Here is a 12,684-nt window from a genome sequence, read left to right as displayed (position 1 = left end):
GGTTTTCGTTTCCCCGGTGTGTCGGTCTACACCGTTTGAGTGGGCGCGGCCCCGCCCGGGGGGGCGTCCCGCGGCTTTTCGTACTGTCCGTGATTGCCTGTTGCAGCTGACGCCAGTCAGCTGAGCGGCCGGTCGGAGACACGCGAGGAGCGGGCCAGACGCTCCCGTTGCCCGGTGTCCGTCCGCCGTCGTCCTTCGGACCGCCTGTCGTCCGGCAGCTCGCCGGATTCCCGCCGGTCGCCGGATTCCCGCCGGTCGCGGCCGTCGTCGCGCCGCGTGCGATCCGGGGCCCGCTCGCCCCTGATCCGGCGCTCGTCCCTGATGTCGCTCATCGTTGCACTCCTCGTCCTGTCCGTTCGTGTCCTGCTGACGGCTCCAGCCTGCGACCGGGGCCCTGAGAGGACGCTGAGAGCAGGCCCGTCTCTCAGCGTCCTCCGAGTCAACGGCCGTTCCGGTAGGCAAACGGCCCTGGCGGCCCGGAGTTAAGGTGGACGGAGAGGTCACCATGCGGATGCTGATCACCGAGGACGAGCCGGAGCTCGCCGATGCGATCGCCGACGGACTGGCCGCAGAGGGGTTCGTCGCCGACATCGCACACGACGGGGCGGACGGCCTGTGGCGTGCTCTGCACGAACCCTACGACGTCATCGTGCTCGACATCATGCTGCCCGCACTGTCCGGATACGAAGTCCTGAAACGGCTGCGAGCGGCCAGGATCTGGACACCGGTGCTGATGCTCACGGCAAAGGACGGCGAGTACGACGAGGCGGACGCCCTCGACCTCGGCGCCGACGACTACCTGAGCAAACCGTTCTCCTACGTGGTGCTCGTCGCCCACCTGCGAGCCCTGCTGCGTCGCGGCGCACCCGCCCGGCCCGCCGTGCTGCGCGCCGACGATCTCACCGTGGACCCCGCCGGTCACCGCTGCAGACGCGGCGAACGCGACATCGGCCTGACAGCAAGGGAGTTCGCGCTGCTGGAGTACCTGCTCAGGCATGCCGGCGACGTGATCAGCAAGGCGGAAATCCTCACTCATGTCTGGGACGAACACTTCGACGGCGACACCAACATCGTCGAGGTGTACATCGGCTATCTCCGACGCAAGATCGACGCCCCGTTCGGCCGCCGGACCATCGAAACCGTCCGAGGCGCCGGCTACCGGCTCCACAGCACCGCGGGCTGACCGATGCCCGCCGCAGTCCGCTCCTGGTGGTCCCGCCGGTCGCTTCGGCTGCGACTGACCGCCGCCGCAGCCCTGGTCATGGCGGCCGGGCTGGCCGGCGCCGCCGTCCTGCTCGTCGTCTGGCTGCACGGCAGCCTGATCGCCGGTCTCGACCAGACCGCACTGCAGCGCGCCCAGGTCGTGGCGGCCGACGCGGACAGCAACCGGATCGGCGCGGAAGTACCGGCCACCTCCCACGCGGAAGCCGCCGTGCAGGTCGTCGACAGCAAGGGGAACGTGATCGCCAGCTCGGCCAACCTCCGTGGTCTGCCCCGGGTGTTCACCTTCCCGGCGAGCGGCTCCGGCACCCCGCGGGCCCACACCGTCCACGACATTTCCGAGCACGAGCACGGCGCCTGGCGCGCCGTGGGAGTCCCCGCGGGCACCGCCGACAACCCCGTGACGGTGTACGTCGCGCTGCCCACCGAAAGCGTCGACCACGGGCTGTCGCAACTCACCGCGGGCCTGGCCACCGGTGTGCCGGCGGTTGTCGCCCTGCTCACCGGAGTCGTATGGCTGTTCACCGGGCGTGCGCTGCGGCCCGTGGACGCGATGCGTGCCCAGACGGCCGAGATCACCGAGTCCGACCTCGGCCGCCGCCTCGACGTACCGCCCGCCGACGACGCACTCGGCCGACTGGCCACTACCTTCAACGATTTGCTGGGCCGACTGGATGCCGCGACCCGGCGACAGCGAAGGTTCATCGCGGACGCCGCCCACGAACTGCGCAGCCCCCTCAGCACCCTGCACACCCGTCTCGAAGTCGCCGACCGTCACCCGGAATCCGCCCACTGGCAGACCCTGGCCCCCGAACTGCTCCGGGAGACCGAGCGGCTCAACCGTCTCGTCGACGACCTCCTCCGGCTCGCACGGCTGGACGCCCGGCCCCGGTTGCGGACCCGGCCCGTGGACCTGGACGAGATCGTCTTCGCCGAGGTGCGCGAGGCCCGCAGCCGCACCCGCCTCGTCATCGATCAGCGCGCCGTCGGCGCGGCACGCCTGACCGGCGACGAGGACGCCCTCGCCCGTGTCGTGCGCAACCTCCTGGACAACGCGCTGCGCCATGCCGCGACCCGCGTCGATGTCAGCCTCCGTATGCTGCACGACACCGCACGACTGGTCGTCGCCGACGACGGCCCCGGCATTCCCGGGGCGGACCGGGAACGAGTCTTCGACCGGTTCACCCGCCTGGATGACGCCCGCGCCCGGGACACCGGCGGCAGCGGGCTCGGCCTCGCCATCGTCCGCGACATCGTCACGGCCCACCACGGCACCACCCACATCGAGGACAACCGGCCGGGCACCCGGCTGATCGTCGTGCTGCCGGTCGAAGGGCGGTAGGGACCGTCCGGCGGATCAGAGCCGCAGGCCGTGGCCGAAGCGGTACAGCGGGTCGGCGGTGTCGAAGGGGACGTCCTCGCGGCTCTCCGCCACGGCGGCGGCCGACGACGGCAGGTCGAAGGGGAGTGTGCCCCGGGGAACCGTGCGGCCGAACACCGTGCTGAGCAGCGCGTCGTCGTCGGAGCCGAAGTCCACGACGATCGCGGGCACTTCGGCGTCGAGCGGGGCCAGCACCGCCGGGCGCTCCAGATGGACGAGCAGCGCGGTGGGAACGGTGGCCGAGACCTCCCGCACGTGGTCGACCTGCTGTGCGGTGAACTCCAGGCTGCCGCCGTGGAAGTAGGCCCCCAGCACACCGTCGCGCTCCTGCCAGGGGGAGGCCAGGCGCAGCACCGCGAAGTCCGCCTCGGCAGGGGTGGCGGCGACCTCGGCGTACCTGGCCAGGACCGTGGGATCGATGCCCTCGGCGTAGACCCGGGGGCGGCCGGGCAGGGGCAGCAGCCCGTCGGTGTTCTTGAGCACGACCTGGGACCGCTGCTGCGCGGCCCGGCCCGCCGCCCGCAGGGACGCCGAGATCGGCGGCGGCCTGCGGGTCCACATGGCGGTGCTCGAACAGGCCGAGGCGGAACTTCTCCAGGAGCAGCCGGCGCACCGAGGCGTCGATGCGGGACTCGGGGACCTCGCCGGAACGGACGAGGTGGACGACGAGATCGGTGGAGACGTCACCGCCGAACTGGTCGACCCCGGCGTCCAGCGCCTTGGCGATGCGCTGGGCGGGGGTCAGGTTCTCCACACCGAAGGCGTTGGGGCCGAAGGCACGGCCGCCCAGCAGTGTGGACTCGGTGACGTTCCAGTCGGTGCAGACGATGCCGTCGAATCCGTAGTGCTCCCGCAGCAGACCGGTGACGACGGGCTTGTTGAAGGCGAAGCCGGTCTCCTCCCAGTCGGTGCCGACGGGCATGCCGTAGTAGGTCATCACCTGAGTGACACCGGCCCGGAACGCGGCCTCGAAGGGCAGCAGGTGCAGGTTGCGCAGGCCCCCCGGGTACACCTGCTCGGGGTGGCGCGGGTCGTGGGAGTCCTCCCCGTCCTTCTGCGGTCCGCCGCCCGGGAAGTGCTTGACCATCGCGGCCACGCTCCGCGCCCCCAGCGTGCCCGGACCGCGCAGCCCCCGGATGAAGGCCGCGGTCAGACGGGACACGGTCTCGGGGTCCTCGCCGAACGTTCCGTACCCCCGCGACCAGCGAGGATCGGTGTACAGGTCGTTAAATCGGCGCAGGTGGTGCGTCAAGGGGTGCGCTCTGTGAACGTTCACGCAGTGACGGATCGCGCGGGCGTCCGGGTAGCGTGCGGGGATGAGTTTTCGACTGGCGGCGTACGCCGTGTGCATCGAGGGCGAGCGGGTGCTGCTCGCCCACCACTCGTCGGGAAACTGGACCCTCCCGGGCGGCCGCGTCGAGCACGCGGAGGACCCGTTCGACGCGGTGATCCGCGAGGTCGCCGAGGAGACCGGCTGCGACGCGGTGGTGGAACGCCTGCTCGGCGTCGACTCGCGGGTGATCCCCGCGGCCGACCGCCGGCCCGACCACCAGAACGTCGGTATCTTCTACCAGGTCCGCATCACCGGTGGCCGGTTGCGCCCCGAGCCCAACGGCGACACCGTCGAGTCGGCGTGGACTCCGATCCCTGACGTCGCCCGCCTGCGGCGGTCGTCGCTGGTCGACATCGGCCTCGCCCTGGCGCGGTCCCGGCCGGCGACCGGCCATGTCGCTCCGGTCCCGGTCGGCGGACTGCTCGACCACTGAGGGCGCGGTCGGACTGCGTCCCGGCGCGCCGTTTGATATGCAGGTCGATGGCCGCCCATGTGCGGCGCCAGGGCCGCGACGAGTTCCACGCTCTGAACACCGACCCCCCGAGCGCACCGTGACCCGGTGACTCAGGACCGACACCCCGGAGAACACCCCATGAGGATCCACCTGTCCAGCGTCTTCGTCGATGACCAGGACAAGGCCCTGCGCTTCTATACGGACGTGCTCGGCTTCGTGAAGAAGCACGAGGTTCCGGTGGGCAAGGACCGATGGCTGACCGTGGTCTCGCCGGAGGACCCCGACGGCACCGAACTGCTGCTGGAGCCCGACGGCCACCGCGCGGTGAAGCCGTACAGGACGGCGTTGGCCGAGGACGGCATCCCGGCCACGTCCTTCGCCGTGGACGACGTGAACGCGGAGTTCGAGCGGCTGCGCGCGCTCGGGGTGCGCTTCACCCAGGACCCGCTGGAGATGGGCCCGGTCACCACCGCCGTCCTGGACGACACCTGCGGCAACCTGATCCAGATCGTGCACAGCAACTAGACCGGACACCGGACACGGCCCGGCAGGCCGTCGCCACGGAGTCGGCATCGGGGGCCTGCGGCCGTCGCGCCGTGCCGGAGCTCTCCGCCGCACAGTTCAGCGCACTGCACAAGCGGGTCCGAGACGCGTCTGTCCCGCGCGGTGCGGAACTCGGCGGCGGGCGCCCGGGCGGGCTGCGTTCGGCGGTCTCCCGCACGACGCGGACCGCACAGGCGATCCGGAGCGCGACCGGCTGACCGGCGACCAGTACGCATCCCTCACCGAGGCGTTCACGGCCCACGCCGTTCCGCTGCCGCACCACGCACCCCGGGCGGTGCCCTCAAGAGCCACGCCCGCACAAGGAGCGATGCGGGGGTGACGACCGCCTGCCGGGAAACGACGGTCGTCGTCAATCGTGCGTCAAGGGTCGGACCTGCGGGATCAAGGGCCCGCCAAGGGGGACGTCCGGCCCCGTGGGAGCGGGCATAGCGTCGTTGCATGCCATTCCGGATCGCGATCGGTCCGGGGTGATGTACCCGTCTCCACGAGGAGTGCCATGAACGACAGCCGGCCCGCCGAGGACCCCGACCCCCTTCGACCGAGCCGGACCGGAGCGTTGTTCGTTCCGGTCCGGCCCGGGCCCGAGGGCCACTGCGCCTGCCTCTTCCGTACGCCCCTCGGGGTGCGTACCGCCGTCGCCTTCACCCACGAGCGGCAGCTGACTCTCACCCTCGGACAACGCCAGCCCTGGATCCGCCTCTCCGAGCCGGCGGTACGCGCCCTCGTCGCGCCACTGGGAATCGTCGACCTCGTCGTCGACCCACTGCTCGCCGTACCGGGGCCCGACGCCACCGTCCCCGTCGTGAACCGCAGCCGGCGCCCGGCCCCCTCGCCACAACACGACCGGCGGACGGCCCCCGTGCCCTGCGGCATCCTCCTGATCGGCTGAGGGAACACCATGGCCACAACACTCCCCGGACAGCCGGTTTCGGCACCGGCCGAGCCTCACCCGGCCCCCGTGCCTTCGGGCCACGCGGCGAGCCTGTCCGTCTGGCCCGCATCGGCCCGGCTCACCTCCCGCGGCGATGTCGCGGTGGGCGGCGTCCCGCTCGCCGAGGCGGCCGAACGGTTCGGCACACCGGTCTACCTCCTCGACGAGGGCGAAGTACGGGAACGCTGCCGTACCTATCTGCGGTCCTTCCCGGACACCGATGTCGTCTACGCGGCCAAGGCATTCCTCTGCCGCGCCCTGCTGCACTGGGTACGGGAGGAGGGGCTCGGCCTGGACGTGTGCTCCGCGGGCGAGTTGGAGTTCGCCGTGACGGCCGGCTTCCCGCCCGAACGCATCGTGCTGCATGGCAACGCCAAGAGCCCGGAAGACCTGGAAGCCGCGCTGCGCCTGGGCGTCGGACGGATCGTCATCGACAGCGCGTGGGAGGTCGCCCGGCTGTCCGCGCTCATCCCGGACGGCATCCGGCAGAAGGTACTGGTGCGCGTGGTTCCGGGGGTGAGCGCGGGCGGCCACGCCGCGATCCGCACCGGCACGGACGACCAGAAGTTCGGGCTGTCGATCACCGACGGCAGCGCACAGCACGCCGTCGCCCGGATTCTCGACCAGCCACGGCTCGAACTCGTGGGCCTGCACTGCCACATCGGCTCGCAGATCACCACGGCCAAGCCCTATCTGACCGCGCTGCGACGGATCGTGGGGCTGCTCGCCCGGATCCGCCGGCAGCACGGGATCGCCCTGCCGGAGCTGGACCTCGGCGGCGGGCACGCCGTCGCCTACCGGCCGGGGGAGACCGCCCTCGACATTCCGTCCCTCGGCGCCCGCATCCACCGCGAACTGGCCGCGAACTGCGCCGCGGCAGGCATCCCCGCGCCCCGGCTCACCGTCGAGCCCGGCCGGGCACTGGTCGGGCCCGCGGGCGTCGCGCTCTACCGCGTGCTCGCGGTGAAGACGACCGGTGACCGCACCTTCGTGGCCGTGGACGGGGGTATGAGCGACAATCCGCGGCCCGCTCTGTACGGCGTACGTTACGCACCCCGGCTCGTCGGCCGGCGCTCGACGGCCGAGCCCCGCACCGCGACCGTCGTCGGCCGGCACTGCGAGGCGGGCGATGTGCTCGCCGCCGATGTGCCCATGCCGGGCGACATCCGCCCCGGGGACCTGGTGGCCGTGCCGGTCGCGGGCGCCTACCACCTCTCCATGGCGTCCAGTTACAACGCGGTCGGCCGTCCGCCGGTGGTCGCCGTCGCGGACGGCCGCGCACGGCTACTGGTCCGGCGCGAGTCCCTCGCCGACATCAACGGCCGTGACATCGGTCTCTGAGCGGTGATCATCTCCCGGACCCGCGCCGGAAGGGCCCGGTCGCATGCTCCTCGTCGCTCGCGATGAATCGGGAGCGCCGGAGACCGCGGGCGGCGGAAGGAAGCCGCCGACCGCGGTCCGTGGTGATCAGCGACGCAGTCCGAGCCGGTGGACCCCGCCGTCGAGGGTGCCGACGTAGAGCGTACGGCCGTCGGGGCTCGCGGCGAGTTTCGTCGTATCGGTGTTCTGCAGGCCGGTGGAGATGTTGTGCCAGCTCCGGCCGCGGTCCGTGCTGCGCAGCACACCGCGGCCGCCCTGCAGGAGACCACTGGCCCCGGACCTGGTGGTGGCCGCGTAGTACGTGTCCCCGACCCGGAGCAGGTCGGACACATGGATCGCGAGCGCCCCGGTGTCCGCGGTGCGGAAGGTCCGGCCGCCGTCGGTGCTGACGCGGACGTTCTCACCGCCGATGACGAGCCGCCGGCCGTCGAGGTCGATCGCGGCCACCGGGCCGTCGGTGACCCTGGTGACGGTCACCCCACCGTCGTCCGAGCGGTAGAGACCGGAGCTGTTGCCGAGCCACAGGCGCAGCGGATCGGCGGGATCGCCCACGATGGTGTCGAAGGAACGCTCGTGGTACAGGTTCTTCCACGTCGCGCCGCCGTCGACGGTGGCGAACAGCCCCTGGCCCAGCAGACTCCGGAAGCTGACCATCACCCGGTCCGGGTCGGCGGGGTGGACCAGGAGCGCCGTCGGCACCTCGGCCGAAGTGCCCCGCTTCTCCCAGGTGGCACCGCCGTCGGCGCTCCGCTCGACGGTGAAGGCGCCGAACCCGGTGCGCCGGACCTTCCAGATCACCTTCGGCTCCTTGGCCGAAGTGGCGAGTTGCGGGACGGTGACGCCGCGCATGCCCTCGCCGCCCGACCGGCCCCACTCCGGGCCCGCGACGGGAAGTGCGGTGCGGTAGACCGCGCTGTCGGTGGCGGCGAGCAGACGGCCGTCACTGACCGCGAGATCGAGGACCGTCTGTCCCTGGACGCCGATCCGCCGGTAGCCGGTGCCGTCCGCGGCGCCCCGGTAGATCCCGTCCTGCTCGCCGGAGACGGTGACGGAACCGTCGGCCCAGCGGTCGTAGTCCAGCGGTACCGTCGCACGCGACGGCGTGGCCACCGTGGTCCACGTCCGCCCGTGGTCGCGGCTGAGCCTGCCGCTGCCGGACAGGGTGCGCAGGTACAGGTCGCCGCCCGAGACGGTCAGGCCGAGGCCGCCTTCCGCCAGGGGCAGCAGGGTGGCCCAGCTCTTCCCGCCGTCGTGGGAGCCGACGACTCCGGTGCCCGTCACGTACACCGCCACCACCGAGGAGTCGGCGGCCAGTCCGCCGACGCGCTCGCCGGGCGAGCCGTACAGCCGGCGCGCCTCACCGGGGTCGTCCGAGCCGATGCCGGAGCGGGCCCAGACGCCGTCGTTCGTCGTCAGGTAGAGGGTGTCACCGGTGATCGCGGCGGCCGTGACGGCGCCGGCGACGCCGGTCGGGTACGTTGTCCAGTGGTCTCCCGCGTCCGTGCTGACCAGCAGTGCGTCCGAAGTGACCGCGACCAGGGTGCGGGTGTGTTCATCGGCGGTGAACGCCGTGATGCGGGTGTCCGGCACATCGAGCATGCGCCACGTCCGGCCGTTGTCGTCGGTGCGCAGGACGGTGCCCCGGCGACTGAAGTCGTGGACGCTGTTCACGGAGTACCACCAGCGGTCCGGGTTCTTCGCGTCCACCACGAGCTGCCCCGTGCCGTCCGCGACCGGCAGCCGCCCCAACTGCTGCCAGGAGGCCCCGCTGTCGGTGGTCAGCCAGGGAGCCGCCTTCTGGTACTGGGTGAGGACGGCCTGCTTCGGCCGGCCCGGCGAGAGGGTGAGGAAGCCGGCCTCCCCGTTGGGGCCCACCGGCTCCCAGCGGTTGCCGCGGCTGTCGGCCGGGGTGACCTCGAAGGCACTGGAGCCGATCAGCCGCTGCCCGGTGCCGGCGGTGCCGCGCACCGAGACCCGGTACGCGCCGGCCGCCCCGCCGGTCACCTCGGCCCGGTAGTAGCCGGTCGCCGGATCCAGGGTGGAGGCGACGTCGGTGGCCCGGCCGCGAGGCGGGGTGACGGTGACGACCGGTGGTGCGGCCAGCCGGGTCGGCGGGGCGATGTGCACGGTCGAGTGACCGTCGCTCGGGTCGGGAGCGGCCTGGACGGCCAGATGCCGGACGGCGAGCAGGTACGGCACCCGGATCGCCGGTCCCCGGTCGGGGGTCGCCGTGATGCGGCCGCCGATCTCGGTGTCCGTGTCCGGCCGGGCGACGCGCAGCGAGACCGTGACGGTCGCGGTCCGCCCGGCCGGAACGGTGACCCGCCCCGGCGAGACCGTCGCCGGGCCGTCGGTGCGCAGCGAGGCCGTCACCGGCCGCCGGCCGGAGTTCCGCAGCGTCACCTTCGCGGTGCCGCCGACCTTCCGCCCGGACAGGTCGGCGAGCCCGAAGGACACCGAAGCCGGTGCGGCGCCGAGCGTGGCCGAGGCGGCCGCGGCCACATCGAGCCGGCCCGAGCCCTGCGTCGTGGGCCCGCTGCCGCTCAACGGCTCGGCGGTGCCGACCAGCGCGGACTTAATCCCGGCAGGCGTACGGCCGGGGTGCAACTGGCGCAGCAGGGCCGCGGCGCCCGCCACGTGCGGGGCCGCCATCGACGTTCCCGACATGCGGTACTCGCCGGGTCCGTACAGCGCCTTGGACATGGTGGAGCGGATCTCCACACCCGGCGCGACAAGATCGGGCTTCAGACCGAACGTCCCGGAGGGGCCGCGTGAGGAGAACGAGGCGATCCGGTCGGTGGTGTCGGTGCCGCGCAGCGTCACGGAGACATTCCCGGCGGCGAGCCGGGAGCTCAACTCCGTGTACTGGGTCGCGTCGATGCCCATGACCACCAGGTGGTCCATCCGCAGCGAGTCGCCGGAGGCGTCGATCCGCGCGGGCGAGGACGGCACCTGCGCCACTCCCGGCTCGGGGCGCACCTCGGGTGACCGGGCCTCTCCCGCGGCTCCGGCGGCGAACACCGGGCCGTCGCTGCCGGGCAGTCCGGCCAGTACGCCGATCGCGCCGCGTCTCTCCGCCTCCCGCGCCCACTCCACGGCACTCGCCGTCAGGTACTCGGCGTCGGCGGCGATGAGCATCCGGGCCCGTACGACCTTTCCGCGTACGTCGCCGACCCGTTCCCAGTCCTCGGGGGTGCCCTCGCCGACATCGACGAGCGGAGCCGTGACGGGGCGCTCGGGCGGGTTCGCGGACAGGATGCCGCGGTAACCCTGGATCAACTCCGGCTTCTCGCCCGCCAGATACGCGCTGGGCAGCCGCACATTGCTCGTCGACGCGCCGACCGCGATCACACCGTCGGCCGTTGCCGGGCTGCTGACCGTACCCGCGCCGGGTCCGTCGTTGCCGGCCGCGGCCACCACGACCACACCGGCGCGTACGGCCGCGGTGGCGGCGCGGCCCAGCGGGTCGGTGCCGTCGCCGGGGCCGCCGAGGCTCAGGTTGATGACATCGGCACGGTGCGGGTTGGCCGGATCGGAGGCCGCCTCGATCCCGGCGATGATGTCGGAGGTGTAGCCCGAGCCGTCGGCGTCCATCACCTTGTAGGCCAGCAGATCCGCGCCAGGCGCCACGCCGGTGACGCCGCCCTTCGCGGCGGCCCGGCCCGCGACGATCCCGGCGACGTGGGTGCCGTGGCCGTTGTCGTCCATCGGGTCGTCGTCGCCGTTGACGAAGTCGTGCCCGCCGACGACCTTGTGGCCCTTGCCGAGCCCGCCCCCGAGGTCGGGGTGGGTGTAGTCGACCCCGCTGTCCAGGATCGCGACCGTGGTCCCCGTCCCGTTGACGCGGCTTCCGCCGGGGTCCTCGCGCTGCCAGACGGCGGGCGCGCCGATCAGCGGCACGCTCACGTCCGTCTTCGCCAGCACCCGGGTGTCGGGGCGGACGGCGGTGACGCCCGGCAGCGCGGCCAGCCGCCCCACCTCGGACGCGGGCACCGTCATCGCCACGGCGTCGATGAGCAGCCCGAGCCCGCGGGTTGCCGAAGGGTGCAGCCCGGCGCCCCTGGCCGAGCCGAGAAATGTCTCCTGCCGTGCGTCGAGCGCGCGGCGTGCGGCGCCGACGCCGTCGGCGGCTCCGGCGGACAGCAGCGAACCACCGGGCGCGGCGGTGACCGCGGGCCTCCCGGACAGTTCGACGATCACTCGTTGCGAAGGGTCGGTCGTGGACGCGTCGGCGGCACCGGGTGTCGCCGCCAACGTGCCGGCGAGAACAGCGGCGGCGAGAGCGGCATGACGAGATCTTCGTGACTTCATTGCCATGCGTAAAGGTCCTAGTGGTGCGCGCCCTTGCCGCACAACGGATCTTCGTGGCCCATTGCTGCCTCTGGCACAACTGGGCCACCATCCGTCCATGACCCCCGAGACACCGCGACTCACCGCGGCAGGCATCGATCCGTTCGACGAGAGCGTCTACCGAGCCGTCCTGAACCGGCGGACGGCCGCACCCGCCGAACTCACCGCTGACCTCGGCTGTTCGGCCGAGCGCGTCGCCAGGGCGCTGGACCGGCTCCGCGATCACGGGCTGGTCGGACGGCTCGCCGGCACCCGCCGCCGGTATGCCGCGATCGAGCCGGGGGCCGCCGTCGAGGCACTGGTGCGGGCGCGGAGCGACGAGCTGGAGCGGGTCCGCTCGGCGGCCGACGAGCTGTCCCGGCTGTTCGCCGCCGCGCGTACCGGCGCCACGGACGAGGACGAGGTGGAGATCACCACCGGCAGCGAGGCGCTCGGCCGCTGGTTCGTCCGGCTCCAGCAGGAGGCCCACGAGGACGTGATGACCCTGGACCGGCCGCCGTACGCCCTGACCACCTCCAACCCGGTGGAGGCGACGGCGATGGGCCGGGGCGTGCGCTACCGCGCGGTCTATGCCCCCGAGGCACTGGAATGGCCGGGCGTCCTCGACGACATCCGCGAACTGGTCCGGCACGGCGAACAGGCCCGCGTCATGCCCGGTCTGCGCATCAAACTCGCCATCGCCGACCGCAGACTCGCCCTGATGCCGCTCTCCCTCGACCTCAACGACGTCCGAGCCGCGGTGATCCGCCCGTCCACCCTGCTCGACGCACTCACCGACTACTGGGAGATGTGCTGGAAGCAGGCTCTGCCCCTCGACGCCCCCGCCGAGGACCCGCTCGGCGAGGAGGACCGGCGCGTACTCACCCTCCTGGTCAGCGGCCTCAAGGACGAGGCGATAGCCCGCCAGCTCGGCTGGTCCGTGCGCACCATGCGCCGCCGCATCAGCCGCCTCCACGAGCTCCTCGGCGCCGCCAACCGCTTCCAGGCCGGTGTGATCGCCGCCCGCAGGGGCTGGCTCTGAGCCCGCACGCCCGGACGCCGAACGCGTGGATGTGTTCTCCGCACGCGGT

General features: G+C 72.6%; 10 protein-coding genes and 1 pseudogene. 7 read left to right on the top strand and 4 right to left on the bottom strand.

Annotation, left to right across the window (positions count from 1 at the left end):
* Positions 1-116 precede the first annotated feature (116 nt).
* On the bottom strand, positions 117-332 hold the full coding sequence (locus ACFVH0_RS14670; protein ID WP_385820017.1) for a hypothetical protein: 216 nt from the start codon (positions 330-332) through the stop codon (positions 117-119).
* A 173-nt stretch (positions 333-505) separates the two neighbouring features.
* Between ACFVH0_RS14670 and ACFVH0_RS14665 the strand changes: the two genes are divergently transcribed.
* Together ACFVH0_RS14665 and ACFVH0_RS14660 are read left to right on the top strand one after the other, a co-directional pair.
* Positions 506-1,183, top strand: a complete 678-nt coding sequence (locus ACFVH0_RS14665) for a winged helix-turn-helix domain-containing protein (RefSeq protein ID WP_385820033.1) — start codon at positions 506-508, stop codon at positions 1,181-1,183.
* Between the two features lie 3 nt (positions 1,184-1,186).
* Complete coding sequence (locus ACFVH0_RS14660; RefSeq protein ID WP_385820015.1) at positions 1,187-2,563, top strand: ATP-binding protein; 1,377 nt, start codon at positions 1,187-1,189, stop codon at positions 2,561-2,563.
* Positions 2,564-2,578: 15 nt separating this feature from the next.
* On the opposite strand, the gene ACFVH0_RS14655 is transcribed toward ACFVH0_RS14660, so the two are convergent.
* Positions 2,579-3,163 carry a glycoside hydrolase family 3 C-terminal domain-containing protein gene (locus ACFVH0_RS14655; RefSeq protein WP_385820013.1) on the bottom strand — a complete coding sequence of 195 codons (585 nt, stop codon included), beginning with the start codon at positions 3,161-3,163 and terminating at the stop codon, positions 2,579-2,581.
* Between the two features lie 49 nt (positions 3,164-3,212).
* Positions 3,213-3,953 (bottom strand): annotated as a pseudogene (locus ACFVH0_RS14650) (glycoside hydrolase family 3 N-terminal domain-containing protein); the annotation flags it as partial.
* Here ACFVH0_RS14650 and ACFVH0_RS14645 point away from each other — a divergent pair.
* The 4 genes from ACFVH0_RS14645 (at position 3,919) to lysA (ending at position 7,225) form a co-directional block, all read left to right on the top strand.
* Complete coding sequence (locus ACFVH0_RS14645) at positions 3,919-4,368, top strand: NUDIX hydrolase (protein WP_385820011.1); 450 nt, start codon at positions 3,919-3,921, stop codon at positions 4,366-4,368. The pseudogene ACFVH0_RS14650 and the gene ACFVH0_RS14645 sit on opposite strands and share 35 nt — an antisense overlap.
* Positions 4,369-4,527: 159 nt before the next feature.
* The gene (locus tag ACFVH0_RS14640) at positions 4,528-4,914 is read left to right on the top strand and encodes a VOC family protein (protein ID WP_385820009.1); all 387 of its coding nucleotides are present in this window, start codon (positions 4,528-4,530) and stop codon (positions 4,912-4,914) included.
* 535 nt (positions 4,915-5,449) lie between these two features.
* Positions 5,450-5,842, top strand: a complete 393-nt coding sequence (locus ACFVH0_RS14635) for an SAV_915 family protein (RefSeq protein ID WP_385820007.1) — start codon at positions 5,450-5,452, stop codon at positions 5,840-5,842.
* Between the two features lie 9 nt (positions 5,843-5,851).
* Positions 5,852-7,225, top strand: coding sequence for a diaminopimelate decarboxylase (gene lysA, locus ACFVH0_RS14630; protein ID WP_385820005.1), 1,374 nt, complete (start codon positions 5,852-5,854; stop codon positions 7,223-7,225).
* A gap of 126 nt (positions 7,226-7,351) precedes the next feature.
* On the opposite strand, the gene ACFVH0_RS14625 is transcribed toward lysA, so the two are convergent.
* Positions 7,352-11,581 (bottom strand): S8 family serine peptidase, encoded by a 4,230-nt coding sequence (locus ACFVH0_RS14625; protein ID WP_385820003.1) that lies wholly within the window; start codon positions 11,579-11,581, stop codon positions 7,352-7,354.
* A gap of 91 nt (positions 11,582-11,672) precedes the next feature.
* Between ACFVH0_RS14625 and ACFVH0_RS14620 the strand changes: the two genes are divergently transcribed.
* On the top strand, positions 11,673-12,635 hold the full coding sequence (locus tag ACFVH0_RS14620) for a helix-turn-helix domain-containing protein (RefSeq protein ID WP_385820001.1): 963 nt from the start codon (positions 11,673-11,675) through the stop codon (positions 12,633-12,635).
* Positions 12,636-12,684 lie beyond the last annotated feature (49 nt).

This window comes from Streptomyces sp. NPDC127117 (assembly GCF_042677325.1).
In the GTDB taxonomy this organism is placed as follows: domain Bacteria; phylum Actinomycetota; class Actinomycetes; order Streptomycetales; family Streptomycetaceae; genus Streptomyces.
This window is presented reverse-complemented; position numbering and strand designations above follow the sequence as displayed.

What these genes read in the sequence shown, in the direction of transcription:
- ACFVH0_RS14670 (WP_385820017.1), bottom strand. Translation starts at nt 332, where the DNA reads ATGAGCGACATCAGGGACGAGCGCCGGATCAGGGGCGAGCGGGCCCCG.
- ACFVH0_RS14665 (WP_385820033.1), top strand. Translation starts at nt 506, where the DNA reads ATGCGGATGCTGATCACCGAGGACGAGCCGGAGCTCGCCGATGCGATC.
- ACFVH0_RS14660 (WP_385820015.1), top strand. Translation starts at nt 1,187, where the DNA reads ATGCCCGCCGCAGTCCGCTCCTGGTGGTCCCGCCGGTCGCTTCGGCTG.
- ACFVH0_RS14655 (WP_385820013.1), bottom strand. Translation starts at nt 3,163, where the DNA reads ATGTGGACCCGCAGGCCGCCGCCGATCTCGGCGTCCCTGCGGGCGGCG.
- ACFVH0_RS14645 (WP_385820011.1), top strand. Translation starts at nt 3,919, where the DNA reads ATGAGTTTTCGACTGGCGGCGTACGCCGTGTGCATCGAGGGCGAGCGG.
- ACFVH0_RS14640 (WP_385820009.1), top strand. Translation starts at nt 4,528, where the DNA reads ATGAGGATCCACCTGTCCAGCGTCTTCGTCGATGACCAGGACAAGGCC.
- ACFVH0_RS14635 (WP_385820007.1), top strand. Translation starts at nt 5,450, where the DNA reads ATGAACGACAGCCGGCCCGCCGAGGACCCCGACCCCCTTCGACCGAGC.
- lysA (WP_385820005.1), top strand. Translation starts at nt 5,852, where the DNA reads ATGGCCACAACACTCCCCGGACAGCCGGTTTCGGCACCGGCCGAGCCT.
- ACFVH0_RS14625 (WP_385820003.1), bottom strand. Translation starts at nt 11,581, where the DNA reads ATGGCAATGAAGTCACGAAGATCTCGTCATGCCGCTCTCGCCGCCGCT.
- ACFVH0_RS14620 (WP_385820001.1), top strand. Translation starts at nt 11,673, where the DNA reads ATGACCCCCGAGACACCGCGACTCACCGCGGCAGGCATCGATCCGTTC.